This is a genomic window from Lachnospira sp. CLA-JM-H23 (assembly GCF_040096425.1).
GTDB classification, from domain to species: domain Bacteria; phylum Bacillota; class Clostridia; order Lachnospirales; family Lachnospiraceae; genus Lachnospira; species Lachnospira rogosae.
In genome coordinates this window covers 88,640-109,529 of sequence record NZ_JBBMET010000003.1, presented here as the reverse complement: position 1 = coordinate 109,529, position 20,890 = coordinate 88,640, and the positions used below count along the sequence as shown (strand labels likewise).

The window sequence follows — 20,890 nt, the reverse complement described above, 5'->3', positions numbered from 1 at the left end:
TCAATAACAATCGCAATATCTTGCGATTGTTTCCTAGTTTTCAATATATAATTCGGCTGTGTAAAGTGAACCGGGGATATGCAGAGGAATTATCTTCCTCTGCCCCTATTCCTTATCTTATCTCTTACCTTTTCTTTATCAGCATCTCTATTGATACTCTCATCATAAATCCTCTGAAACTCCTCATAAAGCTCATCTCCATCAAGCTTTATCCCCAGCCGTTTCATCACATCAGAGAACAGTCTTATGCTTCCACTAATATCAGCAATATCAAATCCGAATATATCAGCCTTAACAGAATCACTAATATTCTCATAACCACCAAGCTCTGATATTCTCCTGACAATCCAGCCAGCTTTGTCCACTGATTCAGTTTCTCTAGTTTCCACAAATTCACTTTTACCTTTTACATCAGTTATACTTTCGCCAACTCTTGCCATATTCACATCAGACAAATTAAGAATCTCTGGTATTCCTATGCCATCTAAATCAGTCTGTTGTTTTCTCGCACTATCTGTTTGCTCTTTCTGTATACCTATTTCATTCTGATTATTGTCTGGATACATTACCACAACATTCGTCTCCGGCTCAACAGCCACATCTTCCTCAAACACAGCCTCCTCTTCCATCCCCGGTATCTCAACATCCCTGTCAGCAACAATCTCCTCATTCTCCGACACCGCATAATATGCCGTATACAAATCTTCTTTCACAATGCTGATTTTGATATAGAAACAGTTTCTGATGTATTATCATTACTGTTTAAACTAGACGACCAGATCGATATGAAATTTGAGGCAGATAAGGACGATTAGGGCAATTTCAAACCTGCTACTGTTAAGCTGTCCTTTAAGAACAATCTCATCAATAAAAAACTTTGTACCTATATGAAAGCTTTGGAAATTCGTGAAAAAATGCTAAATGCTAAAGATGAATATTCAGAAGAAGAGTATGCTGACAGTTTGCAGCATATCAATGAAAATATCGAAGAAATCAAGCAACATCTGCTTGATGACAATATGGTTGTCAAAAAAGGGACTGACCGCCTTACTGTAAAAAATTATCCAAATTAGTGAAACCTCTTGAATTATCAGACATAAGATGATAATATCTAATTAAACAGAAAGCACCCACTCCAAAGGTGGATGCTCCGAGTTTAGGTTAATGAATGTCCTTAAGGACACCGCCTATCCTGTGGATCAGACAGGATAGGCATTTTTATTTTCGCATGCTCTTCCTCGAAGAGCTTTCCTCTTTATCGAGAAAGGCAAGCAACGCTACAATCAAGCTACCAAATGACATCAGCAATGCTAATATCCCAATGAAAATCGAAATGATCTCATAAGCCGTCATCGGCGCCACGTCTACACTCTGTTTCGGTCGGTGCTAAGCAGGTGCCACTGGCACCTAGCACCCCTTCCTATGTATTCCGGTTGCCCGGTATCATAAAACTCGGGAGGCTACCTCTACGCTCCGCTCCGGTCGGCGCTAAACAAGCGTCCCCCGGACGCTTAACGCCCTGTCATGGGTACTTTCCTTAGATAGTATCCTAATATAAGAACTAATGCTTCTGCAAGGATAAATAAAAATAATTGATTATCTGTTGTTATTTCAACCCTGCCTCCTTAAACTTTTCCAATCTGTAATGATGCTCATTATCCAATTCCTTAACACCATTTTTGTAATCATATCCAAATTTTCTATAAAACTCCGTTGCTGTAATGGATGCCGGTATCTCAATTCTGCTTGCTCTTACATAAAATTCATCCGTTTCTAATGTATTTATGATTTTTCTTCCGACACCCTTTCCATGAAACTCCGGAAGAACAAAAATGGACAAAAGTATACTTTCTGTTTTACTTCCCCAAAAACTTGATATAGAACCTGTTCCAATTATTTTTCCATCAAATTCAAATACATACATATGCGCATAACTTGCCACATTCAGAACCTTTTCCGCATCGTAAGTCTTTGCAAGTTTCTCCATTGCTGATATGCCATAATCTTTACTGTTAACCTCTAAGAAATTCCTGACAATAAGATTTCTGACCTCTTGGGCATCCTCTTCCTTAAATCTCCTTACCTCAATATAGCTCTTTACATAAAAAACTAATGTCATATTTTCGTTTACAACTATTTCATCTCCAGTTCGAACAAATCCATATTTTTCATACAAATGGCAATTTTTCTCTTCTTGCTTAATAGTAGATAACCACCATTCTATTGTATTCGGATAAATATCAAATAATTGTTTGATTACGTTACTGGCAATTCCTTTATTTTGAAACTTTGGAATAATAAAAATAGGAGATATCCAATTTACATTCTTGTGTACTTTTTGCCCTTTATGCCATTTAACTCTTACAGCTCCAGCTTTCTCACCATTAAACAAAATAAAATAGAAATCCGAATTATCATCAACTATCTTCTTTGTTATTGTTTCAAGGCTTTCTTTCGCCGGACTTGTAGCATCATCATGATATTTTTCATATAAGGGCATAAACGCTTCTATCTGCAGTTTATGCAGACATTCAGCATCTTTTCTTGTTATCAGTTTAAGTTCAATTAAATCATTCATTTTCTGCACCTCTTTCTTGTAAACATAAAAAATCGCACCAAACATTTAATGTCCAGTGCGATAACTCCAATTTAATAAGATGCAATGTATGTAAAATCTTCTCTTATATTCTGGTTTTATGCACTAGACTAAAAGACCTACACGCTATAACCTAATGCACTAACCTTGCATGTTTATAGCCGTGTACGTCCGTAATACATGTACATATAATGTCTTGAATATAAGTTCTGATTCATGTGTATGTTCTCCTTGTTTTTGTTGAATAATATACCAGTCTTGGCAATTCATGTCAACAATCTATTTGCCATTCAGAATAATATCTATCATTTCTTGCTTTCCATTAGTATATGCCACCCTATCATCTGCATACTTACTTTCCAGTTCTTCCTTCACCCTCTCATACTGCAAAGCTATATTCTTATTAGCATTTAGACAATCTCTAAAATGAATATAATTCTTCCACTCAGTCCCATTCCACTTCACAACATGAATATGGTGTGTCCTGATATCCTTTTCCATATCACCCATTACATAAAGAATCTGATATTCCACATCCGAGCCACGATAAAAGATTCCTTCCTTCTGTAACTGCTCATTATGTAACATTATTCTCTCAAAATCGGTTACCTCAACGACGATATCAATAATCGGTTTCGCTTTAATTGCCGGTATTGCTGTGCTCCCAATATGCTGTATATCAATAGCATCATCACCTAATATGGATTTAAGTGTCTTGATTGTTTGAATGGCAGTCTCGTCCCACTGTTTATCATGTGGTTCAAGTTGCACTGTTCCTCTTTTTAATCCTAATGACATAGCAATCTCCTTAATATTACATCACAATTTCACTGTCGAAATATTGTTCCTGAAAATGAATCTGTCTCCTGATTTCTTCCTTTGAAAAAGTTACTCCGTCAGGCACAACTACCCACTTTTCTTCTATATCATCTTTTCTATAAACAATGGCAATAATTTTACCTGTAAACTTCTTTACTGGTTCATTTACACCTAATATATATGCATCCTGCTCTTCTCCATCTGGTGCCATAACTCCTTCAATGTAACCATAATTTATTGGATAATACATATCCTTATATTCAGGATGATAACTTCCTAATGGTCTATCGACCGTGACAGTTACTGTTGTATCAATTTATACATTATCAGCACTTTTGTTGGCATGCAGCACAAATCTTTGATTAGGATACCCAAATTCTTCAATCAACTCATCCTCTTCAAAGCCAAATTTCTTATATAAATTTCTAGGTGCAATTCCTTTAACATCGTTCTCTCTAAATGTGAACACAGTTATATCTTTATCTCGGTCAAGTTTATCAAGTGCCTCACTCAAAAGCATCGAAGCAATTCCCTTTTTTCGATAAGCTGGATCAACAGCCAAACAACATATCATATTATGCTTCCTTGAATATAAAAGTATGCCAACAATATCTTCTTCATTCTTCACGCACAAAGCACGCTTGTCATTCATAAATTTCAAAACTATTATTTTGTGTTCATCTATACTCTGCTCTGTCTCTAATCCTGGAAAATTCCAACCTACTTTTCTAACTAATCGCATCCATGAATCAATATCTGATGTTCTGCCAAATTCTACCTTCATATTTTTTATCATTGACTATCTCCTCAAATCTGCTTTGAAACAAAATGTACAATTTCTTTCCCCGGCTCAAGAATATATGGTATCAACTCCAAAGGATATACCTTAGTACCTTTCTTTAAATCCTCTAGCGGAACCCAGCAGAAATCCAAATCAATTCTTTCATTATCCAGCTCATCATATCCATGAAACACACCATCTAATGGAATATTATCATCTATCAGATGTACATTATAATATAAGCATATCTGATGACAGGGTCTTTTTCCCCATAGAAAATAAATTTCTCCGATTGCTAACAGATTATCTACCTCTATCTTAGCATGAAGCTCTTCTTCAAATTCCCGTTTAAGAGTTTCCATACTTGTCTCCATAGCCGCAACATGTCCACCAATAATGGCATAATCATCATTCTTCGGACGCTGTAACAAGATTTTACCATTATGTTTCAATATACCGCCAACTCTGTATGAAAATACAAAATCATCATTTTTAAATAAAATATCCACTTAACCACCTCCAACCTGTTCATAAAACTTGTAGTAAAAATATATTTATAAGATCATAAATCTCCTGGTGCAAATGTATCTTTCTCACATATAAGGTAAATATCTTTATTCATTTTCCCCTCAAAATATTGCTTCAAATTCATATTGGAATTCCACTTGTCCTGCGGATAAAAGCCATACCTTTTCTTTACGTCATTCATCCTATTTTCTATATCAAGAACTCCTTCCGCTCCTGCCAAACAATCGCACAATTGAATTAACCGGTCATATTCATCATATATGGTCTTTGCTAATTCAGTTTTTATAATTGTCAATTCTTCATCTGTAACATCAAATTTTCCGATGTATTCATCTATCGTATGATTATTAAAAGAATGGGTTAAACAGATCTTTGCTACTTCATCATATCCCAATGATTTCATATATACGTATCCATCATAAACATGTCCAAGATGTCTTACACCAAATTTTCTTCCTATATCATGTAGTAAACCTAATATATATGCTTTCTCAACATCCATATCACCACATGCACTTGCTATTTTTTCTGCACAGTGTGCTGCTGTTAAACAATGTTTTCCCCAAGGTCCCGGATTAAATAATAACCCATCACGAATTAACTTCAGTGCTTCTTCTCTTGTTGGCAACATAGCTTGTACCTTCTTCCTTTTTTATTTACCTTTTCAAAACTGATAACTCCATTACTCTCCCCACAAATAGAGTCAGACCAGAGCTATTTGATAAAACAAATGCCGGAAACCCGCATAAATACAGGCTTTCGGCATTTCTGTCCGTTATTCAAACTCGGCAAGTTCTGGCGAATTAAACTCTATTTCCCGTTATTTTTTCTAACCTTTTAAGTTAGAAAACTCATTATTTCTTTTTATTCACACCCTGTTTTGAAACTTTTTAGTACCAAATTAGTACCAACAGCCATTTTATCATTCTTTGGGTGTCAAGTGGCTTACATTTGATTTAGTATCACGAAGATTAAATGTTATTAATTATCCAATCTTCAGCCATATTATACATCTGAAACTGCCACTTTTCAATTTCTTTTTTCTCTGGTACTACAATTTTAGTACCAGTAAAAACAGGTTCTATCCCAGTATCCATCGGCATTTCAGCAAATGTATCAATTTTTTACATTATCCATTACTCAAATTTTTATGAGGTCTTATAGATTTTCCATCACTCAAACCACTATAAAATACATTTGCATATTTTGCTACAAATTGAACAAATCCGCATGTGTTCCAGTATCAACTAAAGTCAATGTTAGAACATCATTTTCCTTCAGATAAATTAATAACCAATCTGGCTGAATGTGACATTCCTTGAACCCCTGGTATTTCCCTTTTAGTTCATGGTCACGATATTTCTCTTCGAGAGGAATATCATTCTGCAGCATAGTAATAACTTTATCTAAAAGTTTCAAATCCAAGCCTCATTTCTTTGCCAACTTGAGACTTTTCTTAAATTTCCCGGTTAGTATTAATTCATATTGCATTAATCAATATCTTCCAAAGCCTCTGAAAAGCTGCTGTATCTCTTTGTATTAGGAGCTTTGCTGATTCTCTTTGCTTCTTCCATTGCCTCTAATACTTCCGGCTTATACTGTGGCAGTTCAACACTAAAAGGAAGTCCGCCTCTTAATACACACTGTTTTAAGAATATATTCATTGCACCAGACATATCCATTCCTAACTGTGAGAAAAGTTCACTTGCCTGTTTCTTTAAATTTTCATCTATTCTTACTTGTGTAGGTACTGTAGCCATAAAATCGCCTCCATCTCAAAATACAATAATAATATTATATGCACCTCTTATAATTATAATGTATCGTTTTGATTTACATTGTCAATCATTTGTATTATTTCTCTTAAAATATCATTTACGTGTGGATTTCTCCAAATAACTCTCCTACAAATTTCCCATTACAGTCCTTGTAGTTTACTCTTGTGTCTTTGCAGTTTAATTCCTTAATGTGATTTATGAAACTATTAACCACATTTCCTATCTCCATCCAAATTCATCTAACTTAGGACATTCTATTTCATAATGATGTATATTCCCCAGTTCAAAAAGTTCCTCCGCAGTTTCTCTTGCAAGTTGCTCCGTACTGTACACCCCATAAAGAATTGCCTCATAATTACCATTCCCACACACATCATCATAGCCAATAACAACATATAGTTCCTTGTCTGCGTATGTTGCAAGCTTTTCATCCGGCACATCTGTCTCTACAGGTAATGCCATTTCTTTTGCCTCACTGACAATCTCATATTCATAATCATTAATCCACATTTCCTCATCCGCATACACACATTCATGAATATGATCAACTGCCAAAGCACATTTGTTTCCCATTGGATGCAACTTATACCCCTTTGGAACAATCATAAGTGCATCAATCATATCTTCAACCATTTCTATATCATTGCTTAGAATTTCATACATAGGTTTCTCCATTTTACTGATGCCTCTTTCCATAAAAATAAGCTACTACCAGAAGAATTATTCTCCCAATAATAACTTATCAAATACATACGCACCTATCATTGTATAGTTTAAAGTTGTGTCCTTGTGATTTAATATAAATGTCTCCGTGTTTTACTGTCCATCTATATATCTTTTTAATTCAGCAGATTTATTCAACAACAAATCTGTAGTCTCTTTTCTCTCAAATGTTTTTCTATCATTAAAATCAATTTCATCTTGAGCAACAATAAACTCAATTATTTTCATAAATATCGACTTGCATTTTTCCTCATCAAATAACGTATCAATGATCTTGTTACAATATTCTTCCATTTTATTTTCGTTAAAACGAGGAACCTTTTTTCCGGATACATATATTCGAAACAGCATCATCGCATGATAACGTGATTTATTGTATTTTTTATCAATCACACCCTCAGAAATCAGTCTCTCAACTTTATACTGTGCTATAGAACTGGTATAATATAATATTTTCTGATCATTCGCATTAAAAATCTTATTTCCAACTGCTTTAACAATAGTACCATAATTACCAGAGACACCATGTGGATTATTCAAAAACATCGCTGTTACCGACTTAATCTGTTGGGGAATATTAACTATTCTAGTCTTTGGAATAGCCTCTAATCGATACTGTCCAGTTCTTCTTTCATAATATAATCTTCGTTCATCTTCAAAAGTGCTATAATATGTTTCCAAATTTTTTTGAAAATCTGATAAAGCCTCTAACTGTTCTGGTTTTATTGATGTCTGACTATTTGTTGCCTTAGTAATACTATTACGTGTAATATCATCTTTTGTTCCTATTACTTTAATTGGGATTAAAAGCTCCTCAATTCCATCTAAATTCCTATTCTCATACAGAACATGGCTTGTCTGACATCCGTTCACTATCTGATAATCTGTAAGTACCGCAGTTGTTCCTGTTATTTGTACATTTTCAGCTATTATTGTGATCCCATTATTCAACATGCAAAATGAATTTTTATCCATTAATTGCAATGTAGTTGTTATGGCTTTATTAACCGGATTTCTATTTCCTAAAAAATCTCGAATATTATCATCAAAAACAGGCTTTAACGAATCACCATCACCCATAATAATTTTTTTATATTCGCTAAACGGGATTACTCCACTATATCCTATGCTATCACTATCTTCATCTCCAAACATAACAATATATTTTTCAAATTTAAACTCCGCTGTCAACATATTTTTTGTTCCACGATATAGTGACTGAATCTCTGTTGCTCCACAAGGAACAAACTTTATTTCCGAAAAAATATTTAAGTTTTGTAATTCTTTCTCATTTCTATTCTTTACCTTAACAAGAGTTTTATCATCAACCCATTTTCCAGTAGTAACGTAATACATTGACAATTTTGGATTACTCTCTGTCATGTATTCTGCATTATTATAAATAAACTCTTTCATTTCAAAGAAGTTTTGAATTTCAGATGTCGTAAATTCGCTACCATCTCCTTCAAAAAACGATTTTGTAAACTCAAAAAAATTTAACATTAATGTATTATCAAATGATGAAGAAGTCTTAGCTTGAATAAATACAAAATTCACATCCAGCATTCTAGAATTCTGAATCTGAAATTCTATTTCTGAAATAGAAGTCACCAACTTATGATTTACAATAATAGCAATTCCATCAATTCCCTGCGCATTCTTCCCTGTTGATATTTCTTCAAGTTTAATATCAACAATTCCATTTTCCTTATTAACGCAGCAATAATTACAAAAATGTTCAAATGCTGTATCTGTCTTTTTTTCATCTATTTCAAATAATTTGCAAAATTCACCTAAAAATTTTTGAGTAATTGGATCCACAAAAATTCCTCCTATGTTTATTCTATGATTATCATACCAGAATCTATGCCTTTTTTCAATATTCATCGACATTATCACCTCCTTGTATAATAATATGACCACCCTTCAACTATCATACTCACTTATCCGTTTACTTTAATTTATTACGGTCCTATCAATAATCATACCATTGCTCGTTTACGATTCCGGAGATATCGCTAACAATCCGCCCTGCCATATATAATATTTATATAAACTATGTTTCTCTTTTCTCCATAACATTATTTGACTTAGCTGTCATTGTCCTTGTAGTTTAAACTATTTCTCTTTATCAATAAGTGGAAGATTTCTTCTGATACGTTTCTTTGCATTCACTAATATTTCACCTATGACATTCTTCTCATATTCGTTACAGTCATCAAAAATCAGTTTCAGCTCCTCCTGATAGTCCACAGTTTTGTCAACTACATTTCCAAATAGTACATCTGCCGTAGTGCCTAGTGCATACGTAATCCTATGTACAGTTTCAAGACTTGGTGTCCTGACTCCATTTTCTATCCTGCATAAATGCTGCGTAGAAATGTCTGCTACATTTGCCAGTTCTTCCTGCGTAATGCCTCTTTTCTTCCTTGCTTTTCTAATGTTAGTTCCGATTTCGCTGTAATCAAACTCCATTAGAACACACCTCCTAAAAATTTTGTTTGGTCTACAGACTAATTATTATCCTATTGGCTATTTCAAAAATAGTCTATAGACTATATCATAGTATCATAATATCGTCTATAAGCCAAGAGGTGAAATAAAATGAATGATAATTTGAAAGAAATCGGATTAAGAATTGCACAAGCAAGAAAGAAAAAAAGTATGAGCCAAGCTGATTTAGCCGAAAAAGCTCAAGTTTCTATTTCTCACATAAGCGACATTGAAAATGGAAAGAAACAAATTGGGATTGAAATATTTATAAGAATAACCGAAGCTCTTAATGTTTCTGCTGATTGGCTGCTCCGTGCATCAAACAATGAAGTTAAGCAGATTCAAAGGAATGAGTTTGACGAACTGCTTTCTGACTGTACTGCTGCTGAACGAAAATCTTTGCTCAGGATAATGCAGGATGTTAAGGAAGCCTTATTCAAATACAAAGATTCTATCTGATTTTACACAACTCAACCTTAATACTATCTCAAAATATGACCTGAATGCTTTGTAAAGCTTAGCCTTCAGGCCTTTATTTTTTTACCTTATTTCCACTATAGTATATTAATAACGTGGGCAAAAATGAACTAATTACTATGAAGAAATTTATCTCAATAGATATGCAGGCAACCGGGAAACAGATAAAAAAGATAATGTTACAGCAGGGTTACACCATTAACGATATCAAAGAATACCTTTATTTGAAAAATCCCCAAGCCATCTATAAATGGTTTCGAGGAGAATCCATTCCAAAGATAGATGTATTATTTGCCCTAAGTAAACTATTCAATGTTCCTATAGATGATTTGATAATTGGTGAATCGCTTATTATAGATAATCAGAACGAAACAAATAAAGGAGCAAATGCAAATGAATGAAGTGGAAAAGCATACTTTGTCTGTCGAAGACCAAAAAACCAAGATTCGTTAACGATACAAAGGAATTGATACTGACCTGATTGACATAATTCCATGTATTACTCAAGAAGATTTTTACAATGATACAAGTGAAAAAAGAGTAGCTGTTTACGCACGAGTATCCACAGATGGAATTAATCAGACATCATCATATGAGCTTCAAAGAAATCACTATGAAGATATGATCAACAAAAGACCTGGCTGGACTCTTGTTGATATTTATGCTGATGAAGGTATTTCGGGAACTTCCTTGCAACACAGAGATGCATTCAAACGACTTATGCGTGACTGTGATGCGAGAAAAGTAGATATGATTATTACTAAAAGCGTATCCAGATTTGCCCGTAATATTGTCGATTGTATTGATAATGCCAGACATTTGCGTGCCCTCAATCCACCCATTGGCATATTCTTTGAAACGGAAAGTATTTATACCCTTAAGGAAGATTATGAAATGAGTCTTGCCTTAGTCTCAACTATGGCACAAGAAGAAAGTCACACTAAATCAAAAACAATGGAGCGTTCCATTGATATGCGATTTGGAAGAGGCTTATTTTTAACTCCTGTTCTTCTTGGTTATGACCACGATGAAGATGGAAATCTTATCATTAACGAAGAGGAAGCCAAGACAGTTTGATTAATCTTTTTTATGTACCTGTATGGCTATTCTACAGGGCAAATTGCTGAACAGTTAAATATATTGCAAAGACCTACCAAGCTGAATAATACAAATTGGACTGCATTCCCGCCTTGCAATTTTCTTCCCCGCTTCAACTTTCTTAAATTTTTGCTTTCTTATCTGCATACCAGCCTCTCTTATTAGCCCAGATGACATCCTTGCTCCCCTAATAACCGGACTTGAAATTGCAACAGCTACTCCTACAGCTTCATTAACCTCTTTTCCGCCTTCGACTTGATTTGCAACTACCCCGGCACCTGCAACACCTGCAACTTTAAGCCTCTGAGACTTAATTTTGATTGAACTGTTCGCCTCATTTATCCTGTTTCTAAAAAATCTTTTACCCTTAGTTGTTGCATTTTCATTGATATTTACAACATTCTTAGCAGAATCTTTTATGTCTTTTGTATATAAGACCTTTTATCTGGTTCCTTTGTATGAAACTCCATCTTTTTCTTGGTGTGAATAACCATTGGCTTATCATCCACTTTCTTGATATTCATCTTAATCTCACCTCCTCTCCGGGCATAGAAAAAGCCATTAAGAAAGTGTGCTGCCTTCCTAATGGCTATGTATAAATTATGTTAAAAACAACCTCAAAATATCTAATAGCAGTATATAATACACGAGATAGTTCTACTATTCTATACTAATAATTATTATGATTGATGAGATTGATTATTCTCTAATATTGAATTTCTCTCTTCCATTTTTTTGATTGAATTATCGCGTTCTCTTTCAATCTGAGAAAAATAGTCTGGTATCAAACATCCCAAAAAGATAAATTCATAAGAAGTAATAATCTGAATCAACAATTCCCAATTAAAACTATTAAAATCAACTAATGCTATACACGATGCAAACCAGAAAAACGAGAAAATACCAATTTTTTTAATGTAATTTTTCCCATTCTTATCAGTAAGAAGAATAACAGCACAAATTGCAGCAATTATTATGATTCCGATTAACTGTAAAAATTGAATCCAGCCTTTCGTCGGAAAGAATTCCTGAATAATATTTAAAGCAAATGCCACTACAACTAATCCAAATACGATTGGGAATTTTATAAGCCCTTTTATAACCTCTAAAAATGATATAAATTTCTCTTTCATTAATACCTCCATATAAAATTTACTAATTATTCCAACAATGTTTTTTCGTTTTGAAAAACATGAGTAATATCATTTGAGCAATATGCAATTTTATCAATTACTACATCGTAATGAGTACCACTTAATGCCTCTCGTACACTTTCTTCATTAGTCCTTTCCAGAAATATCCTTTTAATATCCCAATGAAAATCGAAAGGATCTCATAAGCCGTCATCGGCGCCACGTCTACACTCCGCTCCGGTCGGCGCTAAACAAGCGTCCCCCGGACGCTTAACGCCCTGTCATGGGTACTTTCCTTAGATAGTATCCTAACACAGGAACTCATGTTAATGCAAAGATAAATGTTATATCTTTCAAAATCTTATCATTTTCTCCCAATTATAATAACATGATTACTTGCTCCTAAAACCGACTGTTCACGGCATACACTATAATGATAGTCGCACCAAGTTTTGAACTGATTTTCATCCCATTTGTCAACCTTTTGTGATAAAAGAGGAGCTAAACCATCTTGGGCGAAATGGTCTACAATTTTTAATCTATATCTTTGGTAAATTGATTCCATTTCTTCTTTTGATGAGTAATAAGTATCTGTCCAAAAGCATTTCTCATCATCATGCTTCAGCACACCAGTTTCAATAAGTTGCTTCGCCAAGTGTTCATCCAAATATTTTTCATTGCTCGTAGCAATATATTGAAAAACATAGTATCTTGGAATGTACGCAGTAACCAAAAGCCCGCCTTTCCTTAACACTCTTAGACATTCCTTCATGCATTTTTCTCTCTGCTCTTCTGTAATCAAATGATAAAATGGTCCCATATTGAGAACAATATCAAATGAATCATCTGCGAAACAGGACATATCTGTAGCATCCAAAACAGAAGTATTCATATGATAATTTTTATTGGTAAGAGTTCGATTAATAATGTCTATATGCCTTGGCGTAATATCTGTAGCAGTTACATCATGCCCCTTATCTGCAAACCAGAAAGCATAAATTCCTGTTCCTGCTGCACAATCTAATATTTTACTCTTGGTGCCGATAATCTCATCCAAAACTCTTGTAGTTGTTACAAATTCAATTCTTCTTGCATTATTTGTAGTCAAACGATTTTCCTCTTTGTAATTCTCGTAACTGTCAACAACATAATTCATCACTAATTCCTCCGATTCTATTATTTTTATGTATTAAAAAAGCTACCCTCCTTAAATTTACTTTAAGGACGATAGCTGATAGCTTCGTGTTACCACCTTAATTCATCTATATCTCGCAATATAGACCTTAGCAAGTACGGAAATCTCTTTCGATACTCTGACGCTATAATGGGCGTTCCCAGTGTAGCCTAATAAATATCTCACTCGGTACACGGCTCCAAGACTGGTTCAATATTTCTTCAATAGAGTTTTCCACCAAGCAACTCCTCTCTGTAATTTCCAAAATATTTACTATCTCTCTTCATCGCTTTTTAACATAGTAGATTCATAATTATTTTTTGTCAAGACATACAAAATAAAAATTATTAATTATTGAGAATAATATCTATTATATCTTTCTTTCCTTTAGTGTACAATCCCCTATTATCTGCATACTTACTTTCCAGTTCTTCCTTCACCCTCTCATACTGCAAAGCTATATTCTCATTAGCATTTAGACAATCTCTGAAATGAATATAATTTTCCCACTCAGTTCCATTCCATTTCACAATATGAATATGGTGCGTTCTTGTATCATTTTCCATATCGCCCATTACATAAAGAAGCTGACGTTCCACATCTGAACCGCGATAAAATATTCCCACTTGTCGTAATTGCTCATTATGTGACATTACTTTATCAAAATCAGTTACCCCAACGACAATATCAATAATCGGTTTTGCTTTAATTGCCGGTATTGCTGTACTTCCAATATGCTGTATATCAATAGCATCATCTCCTAATATAGATTTAAGTTTTTTGATTGTTTGAATGGCAGCCTCATCCCACTGTTTATCATGTGGTTCAAGCTGCACTGTTCCTCTTTTTAATCCTAATGACATAGCAATCTCCTTAATATTACATCACAATTTCACTGTCGAAATATTGTTCCTGAAAATGAATCTGTCTTCTGATTTCTTCCTTTGAAAAAGTTACTCCGTCTGGCACAACTACCCACTTTTCTTCTATATCATCTTTTCTCCGAACAATGGCAATAATTTTACCTGTAAACTTCTTTACTGGTTCATTTACACCTAATATATAAGCATCCTGCTCTTCTCCATCTGGTGCCATAACTCCTTCAATATAACCATAATTTATTGGATAATACATATCCTTATATTCAGGATGATAACTTCCTAATGGTCTATCGACTGTGACAGTTACTGTTGCTCCAATTATAGAATTATTTTTACCTGTAAATACTTCTCTATCAATTTCGGCTGTATCAACGGATATGTCCAGTTCTCAGGCAACTCATCCATAAGCACAACTTTCTCCATTTCGCTATGTAATTCTTTCGCAAACTCTGTTATCTCTGCAAAGCAAAGCAGTCCAAATGTTTCTTCACCAGTATCATTTACTCTAGTCTTACCTGTCACCGAATATACGCATATTGGTTTTATCTCAAATTTGATAGCCCCAGTCTCTTCCTGCAACTCCCTTTTAGCTGTTTCTAAAATATCCTCTCCAGCTTCTCTATGCCCTCCCGGCACTTCATAGGTATCTCTTTCTTTATGCTTACAAAACACCCACTTGCCGTTGCTCTGTGAAATTATTACTGCAAACTTCAGTAATGAATCATCTACTGTATCATAAAATTTAACTTCTAACATATTTCTTCTCCATCGACACCTATAATCTCATCTTCTAAATTTGCTTTGAAACAAAATGTACAATTTCCTTCTTTGGTTCAAGAATATAAGGTACCAACTCCTGCGGATATACCTTTACATCATTCTTTAAATCCTCAAGTGGAACCCAGCAAAAATCTAAATCAATCCTTTTGTCATCCAGACCATCATAACCATGAAATACTCCATCTAAAGGAATATCATAATTAACGAGATGTACATTATAATATAAACATATCTGATGACATGGTCTTTTACCCCATGGAAAATATATTTAACCAATCGCCAGCAGATTATCTACCTCTATTTTAGTGTGAAGTTCTTCTTCAAATTCCCGCTTCAAAGTTTCTATACTTGTTTCCATTGCTGCTACATGTCCACCTATAATGGAATAATCATCATTCTTAGGACGCTGTAATAGAATTTTTCCATTGCGTATCAATATTCCACCAACTCTGTATGAAAATACAAAATCATCATTCTTAAATAAAATATCCACTTCAAACTCCTTTGCATTTATTTAAACTATTTCAACTCTTCTATCCATTTTCCATTTTCTTCAAAAAAGAAATATTCACTAATATTGTCATTTAAAAATACTTCCAACATCTTATCCATTCCATAAGCAAGTTTTCTCTGCTTCATTTCATCTAATGTCAGCCAGAATACATCCCCTTCTTCAGACGAAGTAACTATTCCTTCAAACTTATCTGTCTTATATAATAACACTATATATCTTGTTTCCTCATCCTTCATCCAGTCTTTTATCCCACAAAGTTTTGGTTCTGAAATTTTCAATCCAGTTTCTTCCCACACTTCGCGTATCACAGCATCTGTAAATGATTCTCCTCTTTCCACATGTCCTCCCGGAAATGTTATTCCAGAGTAATCATCATCCGTCTTATCTTGGACAAGTATCCCATTTTCACTAAACACCATACACATATTAGTCATTATCACTTTTTCTGTTCTTGCCATTCGTAATACCCTTATCCTTCATTTGCTGAATCCATATATATCATTTCAACAATACTGTCTGCATCAATATCAGATGTAATAATTTTTTCATTAAAAACTGATGAAAAATCCTTTTCTCTCCACCATCTACGCATATCTTCTTCACCAAATTCCTGTTTTTTATCTCTTGTATTATGCCGCCTGACCGTCTCTTCAAATGGTATATCAAAATAGTACGCATATATATCCATTCCATACAATTCATTTGCCGTTTTGAACAAAGGACTATACCACTCATCATACATGATGCCCTCTAAAATAACCACATCACAATGCTCATACCCATATTTCATAAGTTCTATCATAAGTGGTAATGCCTTAGTATCAACGCCATCTTTAACCCACAAGATATTTCTCCTAATCTCATCTTGTGAAATCATCATTGTATTGTATCCAAATTTCTTTTGCAACGCTCTAGCTACTGTTGTTTTTCCACTTCCAGAGTTACCTCTTAATATGATTATCTTTTTCATAATTTCTCCTTAATCTTGCTATTGCTCTCCCCACAAATAGAGCCAAACCAGAGCCATTTGATAAAACAAATGCCGGAAACCCGCATAAATACAGGCTTTCGGCATTTAAATCCGTTATTCAAACTCCTCTTTGCAAAATTGTTGTGTAGTGTTTTTCGTTGGTTTTGGTAGAAGCGACCATGGAGTTTTGTCTGATTTCTACCTGTTGTATAGATTTTTAGGGGATTGTATTGTCATTTTAATGTCAGTGAGAACACCAATCACTCATTTATATTTACAATCAGCAACCGACCTACCTATAATCTTCCTCACTAAAAAAAGGAAAATCACTTGCTTGTACAAATATCATATCCGGCAACTCAGAAAACAACTTATTCTCGTTGAACGCATCAACTATAGTTTGGTCTCTTGCAAGTTCTGGTTTTGCAATAGTATCTGTTATATACTTTAACATTTTATTTCTAAAACCATCTTCTATTGAATTCACATATGCAATCTTACCCAATATCTGACTATTATTTCCGTAATTCTTTAATTTTATCGATTGATATATTTGTGAGCGTAAATCCTTTTTAAATTTTTTATCTACATGAATACTATCATCATTTATAGTAATACCAGTCACCGTTTTCTTAACATCATTAGAAAGATATCTCGTCTTTTTTTCATTAATCACGAACCCCTCATCTCCAACTATATACTTAATAAACTTTTCAACCTTGTTTAAAAGCATTCTATTATTTGATGAAAAAGTTAAATCATCTGCGTAACGTGTATATACTATATCTTTTCTACTACAATAACCATTAATTCTTGCATCCATATGATAGCAAACTAAATTTGCAATATAGGGAGACGTAACTGCTCCTTGCGGTAAATAATCATTATATGTACACAAATTGGCTAAAATACCTGCGACTTTGCTATTGTAACCTATATTACAAAACAATCTATACACTTGTTGCTCTGTTATTGTCCCAAAGAAATTCGTAATATCCATTTCCAGCAAGAAAATATTCTTTTTATGTCGTTCAGCATTTTCCTTGAGACCGTTTTTATGCGGAACAAATGCCATCGACTGCTCTGACACAAAAATCTTCTCTAGAATCTCCTTTAATATCCATCTTTGTACCACTTTCAAAGATAAATTAGGCACATGTAATTTTCTTTCAGTTTTGTCTTTTTTAGGAATTACTACCTCATCATAACAATACTCATTCTTATATGTTAAAAAGTACAACAACTGCTCTGTTATCGAAAGTTGTTCACATAAGTGCTCAAATGAATTAATTATTGGAACTCCTAAAGTATTTAAAACCACACTATTTCCAATATTCAAATAAATCACCTCATTCTTACTCAATATATTTTCGGGTAAAACAACGGGGGAGTTTCACTATTGTGGAAGTTCACCGTTGTTTTAGCTGAGTTCATGTAATTATCATTCTCTCGAGGTCGAAACAACCCCTAGTTGCTATGTATGCATCTTAACAACAATTCTAAGAATGAGGCGATTTATAGAATTCATTATGCATCAACTCAATTCTTATTTTATCACATAATCCAGCTCTTGTGCAATCAGTTATCATTAATTTCATCGTTTTAAAACCAATATCAGTTAACTTATATGAAGAATAAGGATTGCCAGTCGTTTTAACAATTTTTTTATCTTGAAAAAGCAATTTTAATGCCGCATTAAAAAGGACTTTAAAGTCATCATATACTATGTCTTCTTTTTCCGAAATACACTCTATTATCTCTACTAGTTCTTTAGAATTTAAGGATTTAAAATAATAAAGTACCACTTGTATAAAATAATGCATTCCAACAATAGTCGTTAAATCAATCATACTATTATTACTTCCGCTAACTCTATTCTTTTCCCTTATATCCTTTGACAGTCTTTTAGCAAATTCTACATCATCTTGTCCATATTCAACAACATTAAATTTGCTTCTTTTTCTTAGATACTTTATCGGACCAAGCATAATAAAACTTTTATCCTTCACTCGTCTCTTATCAACAGCTGCCACCACTTTATCAACAGTATACTCATTATTTGTAAAAGCCCCTAATTCAACTAATGAACCTGCACTCTCACAAATAATCACAATCATATGCGAATTATTTGCTAAAAATTGCTCATAACTTAATAGGTCAGCTTCTTTTGTTTTATTTAAAACTTCTATCAACAAATCCTCTGGATAGAATATTTTGTATGGTTTATTCCAAAATGTCTTTTTTTCATTTTCAAGTAAAACCCTTACCCTATCTCGTAGCGATTTATGTTTACTTGTACTTGCACCGCCGCATAAAAATATAACTATATATTGTTCTCTAAATTTACAATATATTTCATCATATATTTCTTTGACTATTTTTACTGTTCCTTCATTCAATTTAGTTTTTTGTTCTTCAACCAATTGTGCAACCTCATCTCGTAACAATATAATATCTTTAAAACTCTATTACAAATTACTTACCTAAACAAATCCTTCATTACCCCATTCTCCATATCATCAATACTATAAATCGTATCCATGACATCGAATGTCTCTCTCAAATTACCTCTTGCACTCTTCCAGCCAATTCCATCAGTAAACCACACAAATGTAAATCCCTCAATAGTATCTGCTTCTTGTGAAAGCATTTTATAACTTCTTGCTGTCTCATTCAGTTTAGAACCGCCACCTCCGTAGAAGTTTGTTTCAATACCATAAATCATCTTATCCGTCTTGATTACAAAATCAAATCTCTTAGCAGCTTTGCCTTGATTGGAAAGTGCAGATAAATCAATATTCCACTTTTCTTCAATATCCCTAAGGTACATTTCCTTGAAGTAATTTACAGCCTTTTCAAATCCTGCTGCCGCAATGTACTTTTCAACCAAATCTTCCATCTGGTGCCCACCACGATTCTTACGACCATTAGAGTCCAATCCGGTTTCAATACCCAGAGCATAATCCACAAGATTGTTTACCAAATGATTTGCAATCATATCAAATAACCCGGTCTTACGCATAAATACCTTGTACTGTTCCACACTATAATTCATTTTCTTGAAATTATATTGGAAAGCTCCTTCTTCATCCTGTGCATATATTTCATTGCCTCTCACTGCAAGAAGTAACGGAACACATTGCAATGTTTCCGGATACTTTGTCACTATCTTCTCAAATTCTTCTTCAATATTTTTAGAACCAATCAAGGAATTTAAGATGTTTAATTCCACCTTGATTTCATCCACATTTCTTACGACCTTTGCAAAGTCGATATAGTAGTCATAACTTGATATACTCGGTCTGAACTTACTCAACCATTCATCAAAATTTCTATTTGTCATTTGCTACCTTCTCCAATCTTCTCTTGGATATCTCCAAGTATTCTTCGCTTACATCTATCCCAATAAATTTTCGTCCAAATCGTACAGCCTCTACTCCGGTAGTTCCTGAACCACAAAATGGATCCAAGATAACTTGTCCTTCTTCCGTAGATGCCAGTACAATTTTTTCAAGCAAATATTCCGGTTTCTGCGTAGGGTGCTTACCTTCTGTTTTCTCCGAAGGTTTCGTCAGTGCACCTGTCCACACATCCTTCATCTGCTTTCCACCATTCATTTCTTTCATCTTCTGATAATCAAAAAAATGCCGAGACTTCTTATCATTCTTCTTTGCCCACAAAATGGTTTCCGTAGAATGCGTGAAGCATCGACATGCTAAGTTTGGTGGTGGATTTGTTTTCTGCCATATTATGTTGTTTATTATCTTGAAGCCTTCTTGCTCCAATGCCATACCAATCGAATAAATATTGTGTAATGTTCCTGATATCCATATTGTGCCATTCGGCTTGAGTACTTTCTTACATAACCTAATCCACTTTCTGTTAAACTTATGTTTCTCTTCGACGCTGGTTCCACTTTCTGAAAGCTTATCCCATGAGCCTTTATTTACCGAAACCATCTTACCACCCTGACAGGTAATCCCGTCATTACTTAAAAAATAAGGTGGATCTGCAAATATCATATCAACAGATTCTGGTTCCATTTTTGTTAGAATTTTAAAGGAATCACCTAATATCAGTTGTGATTCTTCTGTCTCGTAGTATAATGGCACTTTCTTTGTAAATAAGTTTTCCATTATCTCGAC

At 34.0% G+C, this 20,890-nt stretch carries 27 protein-coding genes, 1 pseudogene and 1 other annotated feature; of the genes and pseudogenes, 4 read left to right on the top strand and 24 right to left on the bottom strand.

The window, feature by feature from the left end:
- Positions 1 to 89: 89 nt before the first annotated feature.
- Positions 90 to 713 carry a hypothetical protein gene (locus WMO42_RS05085; RefSeq protein WP_349191719.1) on the bottom strand — a complete coding sequence of 208 codons (624 nt, stop codon included), beginning with the start codon at positions 711 to 713 and terminating at the stop codon, positions 90 to 92.
- A gap of 174 nt (positions 714 to 887) precedes the next feature.
- On the opposite strand from WMO42_RS05085, the gene WMO42_RS05080 reads away from it, so the two are divergent.
- Positions 888 to 1,073, top strand: coding sequence for a hypothetical protein (locus WMO42_RS05080; RefSeq protein WP_349191718.1), 186 nt, complete (start codon positions 888 to 890; stop codon positions 1,071 to 1,073).
- 533 nt (positions 1,074 to 1,606) lie between these two features.
- On the opposite strand, the gene WMO42_RS05075 is transcribed toward WMO42_RS05080, so the two are convergent.
- From WMO42_RS05075 to WMO42_RS05025, 11 genes and pseudogenes are all read right to left on the bottom strand, one after another.
- A complete protein-coding gene (locus tag WMO42_RS05075) occupies positions 1,607 to 2,578 on the bottom strand; it encodes a GNAT family N-acetyltransferase (protein ID WP_349191717.1) in 972 nt (323 codons plus the stop codon).
- Between the two features lie 297 nt (positions 2,579 to 2,875).
- Entirely contained in the window at positions 2,876 to 3,394 is a 519-nt protein-coding gene (locus WMO42_RS05070) for a GrpB family protein (RefSeq protein WP_349191716.1), read from the bottom strand.
- 16 nt (positions 3,395 to 3,410) lie between these two features.
- Entirely contained in the window at positions 3,411 to 3,665 is a 255-nt protein-coding gene (locus WMO42_RS05065; protein WP_349191715.1) for an inorganic pyrophosphatase, read from the bottom strand.
- A 66-nt stretch (positions 3,666 to 3,731) separates the two neighbouring features.
- A complete protein-coding gene (locus tag WMO42_RS05060) occupies positions 3,732 to 4,211 on the bottom strand; it encodes a GNAT family N-acetyltransferase (protein ID WP_349191714.1) in 480 nt (159 codons plus the stop codon).
- An 11-nt stretch (positions 4,212 to 4,222) separates the two neighbouring features.
- Positions 4,223 to 4,705: an NUDIX domain-containing protein gene (locus WMO42_RS05055; RefSeq protein WP_349191713.1), complete on the bottom strand. Its 483-nt coding sequence runs from the start codon at positions 4,703 to 4,705 to the stop codon at positions 4,223 to 4,225.
- A 53-nt stretch (positions 4,706 to 4,758) separates the two neighbouring features.
- Positions 4,759 to 5,355: an HD domain-containing protein gene (locus WMO42_RS05050; RefSeq protein ID WP_055286620.1), complete on the bottom strand. Its 597-nt coding sequence runs from the start codon at positions 5,353 to 5,355 to the stop codon at positions 4,759 to 4,761.
- A 578-nt stretch (positions 5,356 to 5,933) separates the two neighbouring features.
- Positions 5,934 to 6,215, bottom strand: a pseudogene (locus tag WMO42_RS05045) (type II toxin-antitoxin system YafQ family toxin).
- The gene (locus tag WMO42_RS05040; RefSeq protein ID WP_349191712.1) at positions 6,215 to 6,484 is read right to left on the bottom strand and encodes a type II toxin-antitoxin system RelB/DinJ family antitoxin; all 270 of its coding nucleotides are present in this window, start codon (positions 6,482 to 6,484) and stop codon (positions 6,215 to 6,217) included. The pseudogene WMO42_RS05045 and the gene WMO42_RS05040 overlap by 1 nt, the downstream one beginning before the upstream one ends.
- 237 nt (positions 6,485 to 6,721) lie before the next feature.
- Complete coding sequence (locus tag WMO42_RS05035; protein ID WP_349191711.1) at positions 6,722 to 7,177, bottom strand: hypothetical protein; 456 nt, start codon at positions 7,175 to 7,177, stop codon at positions 6,722 to 6,724.
- Between the two features lie 141 nt (positions 7,178 to 7,318).
- The gene (locus WMO42_RS05030; RefSeq protein ID WP_349191710.1) at positions 7,319 to 9,112 is read right to left on the bottom strand and encodes an AIPR family protein; all 1,794 of its coding nucleotides are present in this window, start codon (positions 9,110 to 9,112) and stop codon (positions 7,319 to 7,321) included.
- A 231-nt stretch (positions 9,113 to 9,343) separates the two neighbouring features.
- On the bottom strand, positions 9,344 to 9,700 hold the full coding sequence (locus tag WMO42_RS05025) for a helix-turn-helix transcriptional regulator (protein WP_090141018.1): 357 nt from the start codon (positions 9,698 to 9,700) through the stop codon (positions 9,344 to 9,346).
- 129 nt (positions 9,701 to 9,829) lie between these two features.
- Between WMO42_RS05025 and WMO42_RS05020 the strand changes: the two genes are divergently transcribed.
- The 3 genes from WMO42_RS05020 to WMO42_RS05010 all read left to right on the top strand — a co-directional run bounded on the left by WMO42_RS05020 (position 9,830) and on the right by WMO42_RS05010 (position 11,272).
- On the top strand, positions 9,830 to 10,177 hold the full coding sequence (locus tag WMO42_RS05020; RefSeq protein WP_090141020.1) for a helix-turn-helix transcriptional regulator: 348 nt from the start codon (positions 9,830 to 9,832) through the stop codon (positions 10,175 to 10,177).
- 137 nt (positions 10,178 to 10,314) lie between these two features.
- Entirely contained in the window at positions 10,315 to 10,596 is a 282-nt protein-coding gene (locus tag WMO42_RS05015; protein ID WP_090141022.1) for a helix-turn-helix transcriptional regulator, read from the top strand.
- Between the two features lie 64 nt (positions 10,597 to 10,660).
- The gene (locus WMO42_RS05010; RefSeq protein ID WP_349191790.1) at positions 10,661 to 11,272 is read left to right on the top strand and encodes a recombinase family protein; all 612 of its coding nucleotides are present in this window, start codon (positions 10,661 to 10,663) and stop codon (positions 11,270 to 11,272) included.
- 701 nt (positions 11,273 to 11,973) lie between these two features.
- On the opposite strand, the gene WMO42_RS05005 is transcribed toward WMO42_RS05010, so the two are convergent.
- From WMO42_RS05005 to WMO42_RS04950, 12 genes are all read right to left on the bottom strand, one after another.
- Complete coding sequence (locus tag WMO42_RS05005; protein ID WP_090141030.1) at positions 11,974 to 12,426, bottom strand: hypothetical protein; 453 nt, start codon at positions 12,424 to 12,426, stop codon at positions 11,974 to 11,976.
- A 364-nt stretch (positions 12,427 to 12,790) separates the two neighbouring features.
- A complete protein-coding gene (locus tag WMO42_RS05000; RefSeq protein ID WP_349191709.1) occupies positions 12,791 to 13,582 on the bottom strand; it encodes a class I SAM-dependent methyltransferase in 792 nt (263 codons plus the stop codon).
- Between the two features lie 61 nt (positions 13,583 to 13,643).
- Positions 13,644 to 13,896 (bottom strand) — a binding site (T-box leader).
- A gap of 51 nt (positions 13,897 to 13,947) precedes the next feature.
- On the bottom strand, positions 13,948 to 14,463 hold the full coding sequence (locus WMO42_RS04995) for a GrpB family protein (protein ID WP_349191708.1): 516 nt from the start codon (positions 14,461 to 14,463) through the stop codon (positions 13,948 to 13,950).
- A gap of 16 nt (positions 14,464 to 14,479) precedes the next feature.
- Positions 14,480 to 14,734, bottom strand: coding sequence for an inorganic diphosphatase (locus WMO42_RS04990; protein ID WP_201856662.1), 255 nt, complete (start codon positions 14,732 to 14,734; stop codon positions 14,480 to 14,482).
- A 65-nt stretch (positions 14,735 to 14,799) separates the two neighbouring features.
- Positions 14,800 to 15,237 carry an NUDIX domain-containing protein gene (locus WMO42_RS04985; RefSeq protein WP_349191707.1) on the bottom strand — a complete coding sequence of 146 codons (438 nt, stop codon included), beginning with the start codon at positions 15,235 to 15,237 and terminating at the stop codon, positions 14,800 to 14,802.
- Between the two features lie 292 nt (positions 15,238 to 15,529).
- Positions 15,530 to 15,754 carry an NUDIX domain-containing protein gene (locus tag WMO42_RS04980; protein ID WP_349191706.1) on the bottom strand — a complete coding sequence of 75 codons (225 nt, stop codon included), beginning with the start codon at positions 15,752 to 15,754 and terminating at the stop codon, positions 15,530 to 15,532.
- A gap of 26 nt (positions 15,755 to 15,780) precedes the next feature.
- Complete coding sequence (locus WMO42_RS04975) at positions 15,781 to 16,233, bottom strand: 8-oxo-dGTP diphosphatase (protein ID WP_349191704.1); 453 nt, start codon at positions 16,231 to 16,233, stop codon at positions 15,781 to 15,783.
- An 11-nt stretch (positions 16,234 to 16,244) separates the two neighbouring features.
- On the bottom strand, positions 16,245 to 16,745 hold the full coding sequence (locus WMO42_RS04970) for a kinase (RefSeq protein WP_186835932.1): 501 nt from the start codon (positions 16,743 to 16,745) through the stop codon (positions 16,245 to 16,247).
- A gap of 292 nt (positions 16,746 to 17,037) precedes the next feature.
- The gene (locus WMO42_RS04965) at positions 17,038 to 18,084 is read right to left on the bottom strand and encodes a retron St85 family RNA-directed DNA polymerase (RefSeq protein ID WP_349191702.1); all 1,047 of its coding nucleotides are present in this window, start codon (positions 18,082 to 18,084) and stop codon (positions 17,038 to 17,040) included.
- Positions 18,085 to 18,244: 160 nt separating this feature from the next.
- On the bottom strand, positions 18,245 to 19,168 hold the full coding sequence (locus WMO42_RS04960) for a retron St85 family effector protein (RefSeq protein ID WP_349191701.1): 924 nt from the start codon (positions 19,166 to 19,168) through the stop codon (positions 18,245 to 18,247).
- Between the two features lie 56 nt (positions 19,169 to 19,224).
- On the bottom strand, positions 19,225 to 20,088 hold the full coding sequence (locus WMO42_RS04955) for a type II restriction endonuclease (protein ID WP_349191700.1): 864 nt from the start codon (positions 20,086 to 20,088) through the stop codon (positions 19,225 to 19,227).
- Positions 20,078 to 20,881: a site-specific DNA-methyltransferase gene (locus WMO42_RS04950; RefSeq protein ID WP_349191699.1), complete on the bottom strand. Its 804-nt coding sequence runs from the start codon at positions 20,879 to 20,881 to the stop codon at positions 20,078 to 20,080. The genes WMO42_RS04955 and WMO42_RS04950 overlap by 11 nt, the downstream gene beginning before the upstream one ends.
- Positions 20,882 to 20,890: the final 9 nt, after the last annotated feature.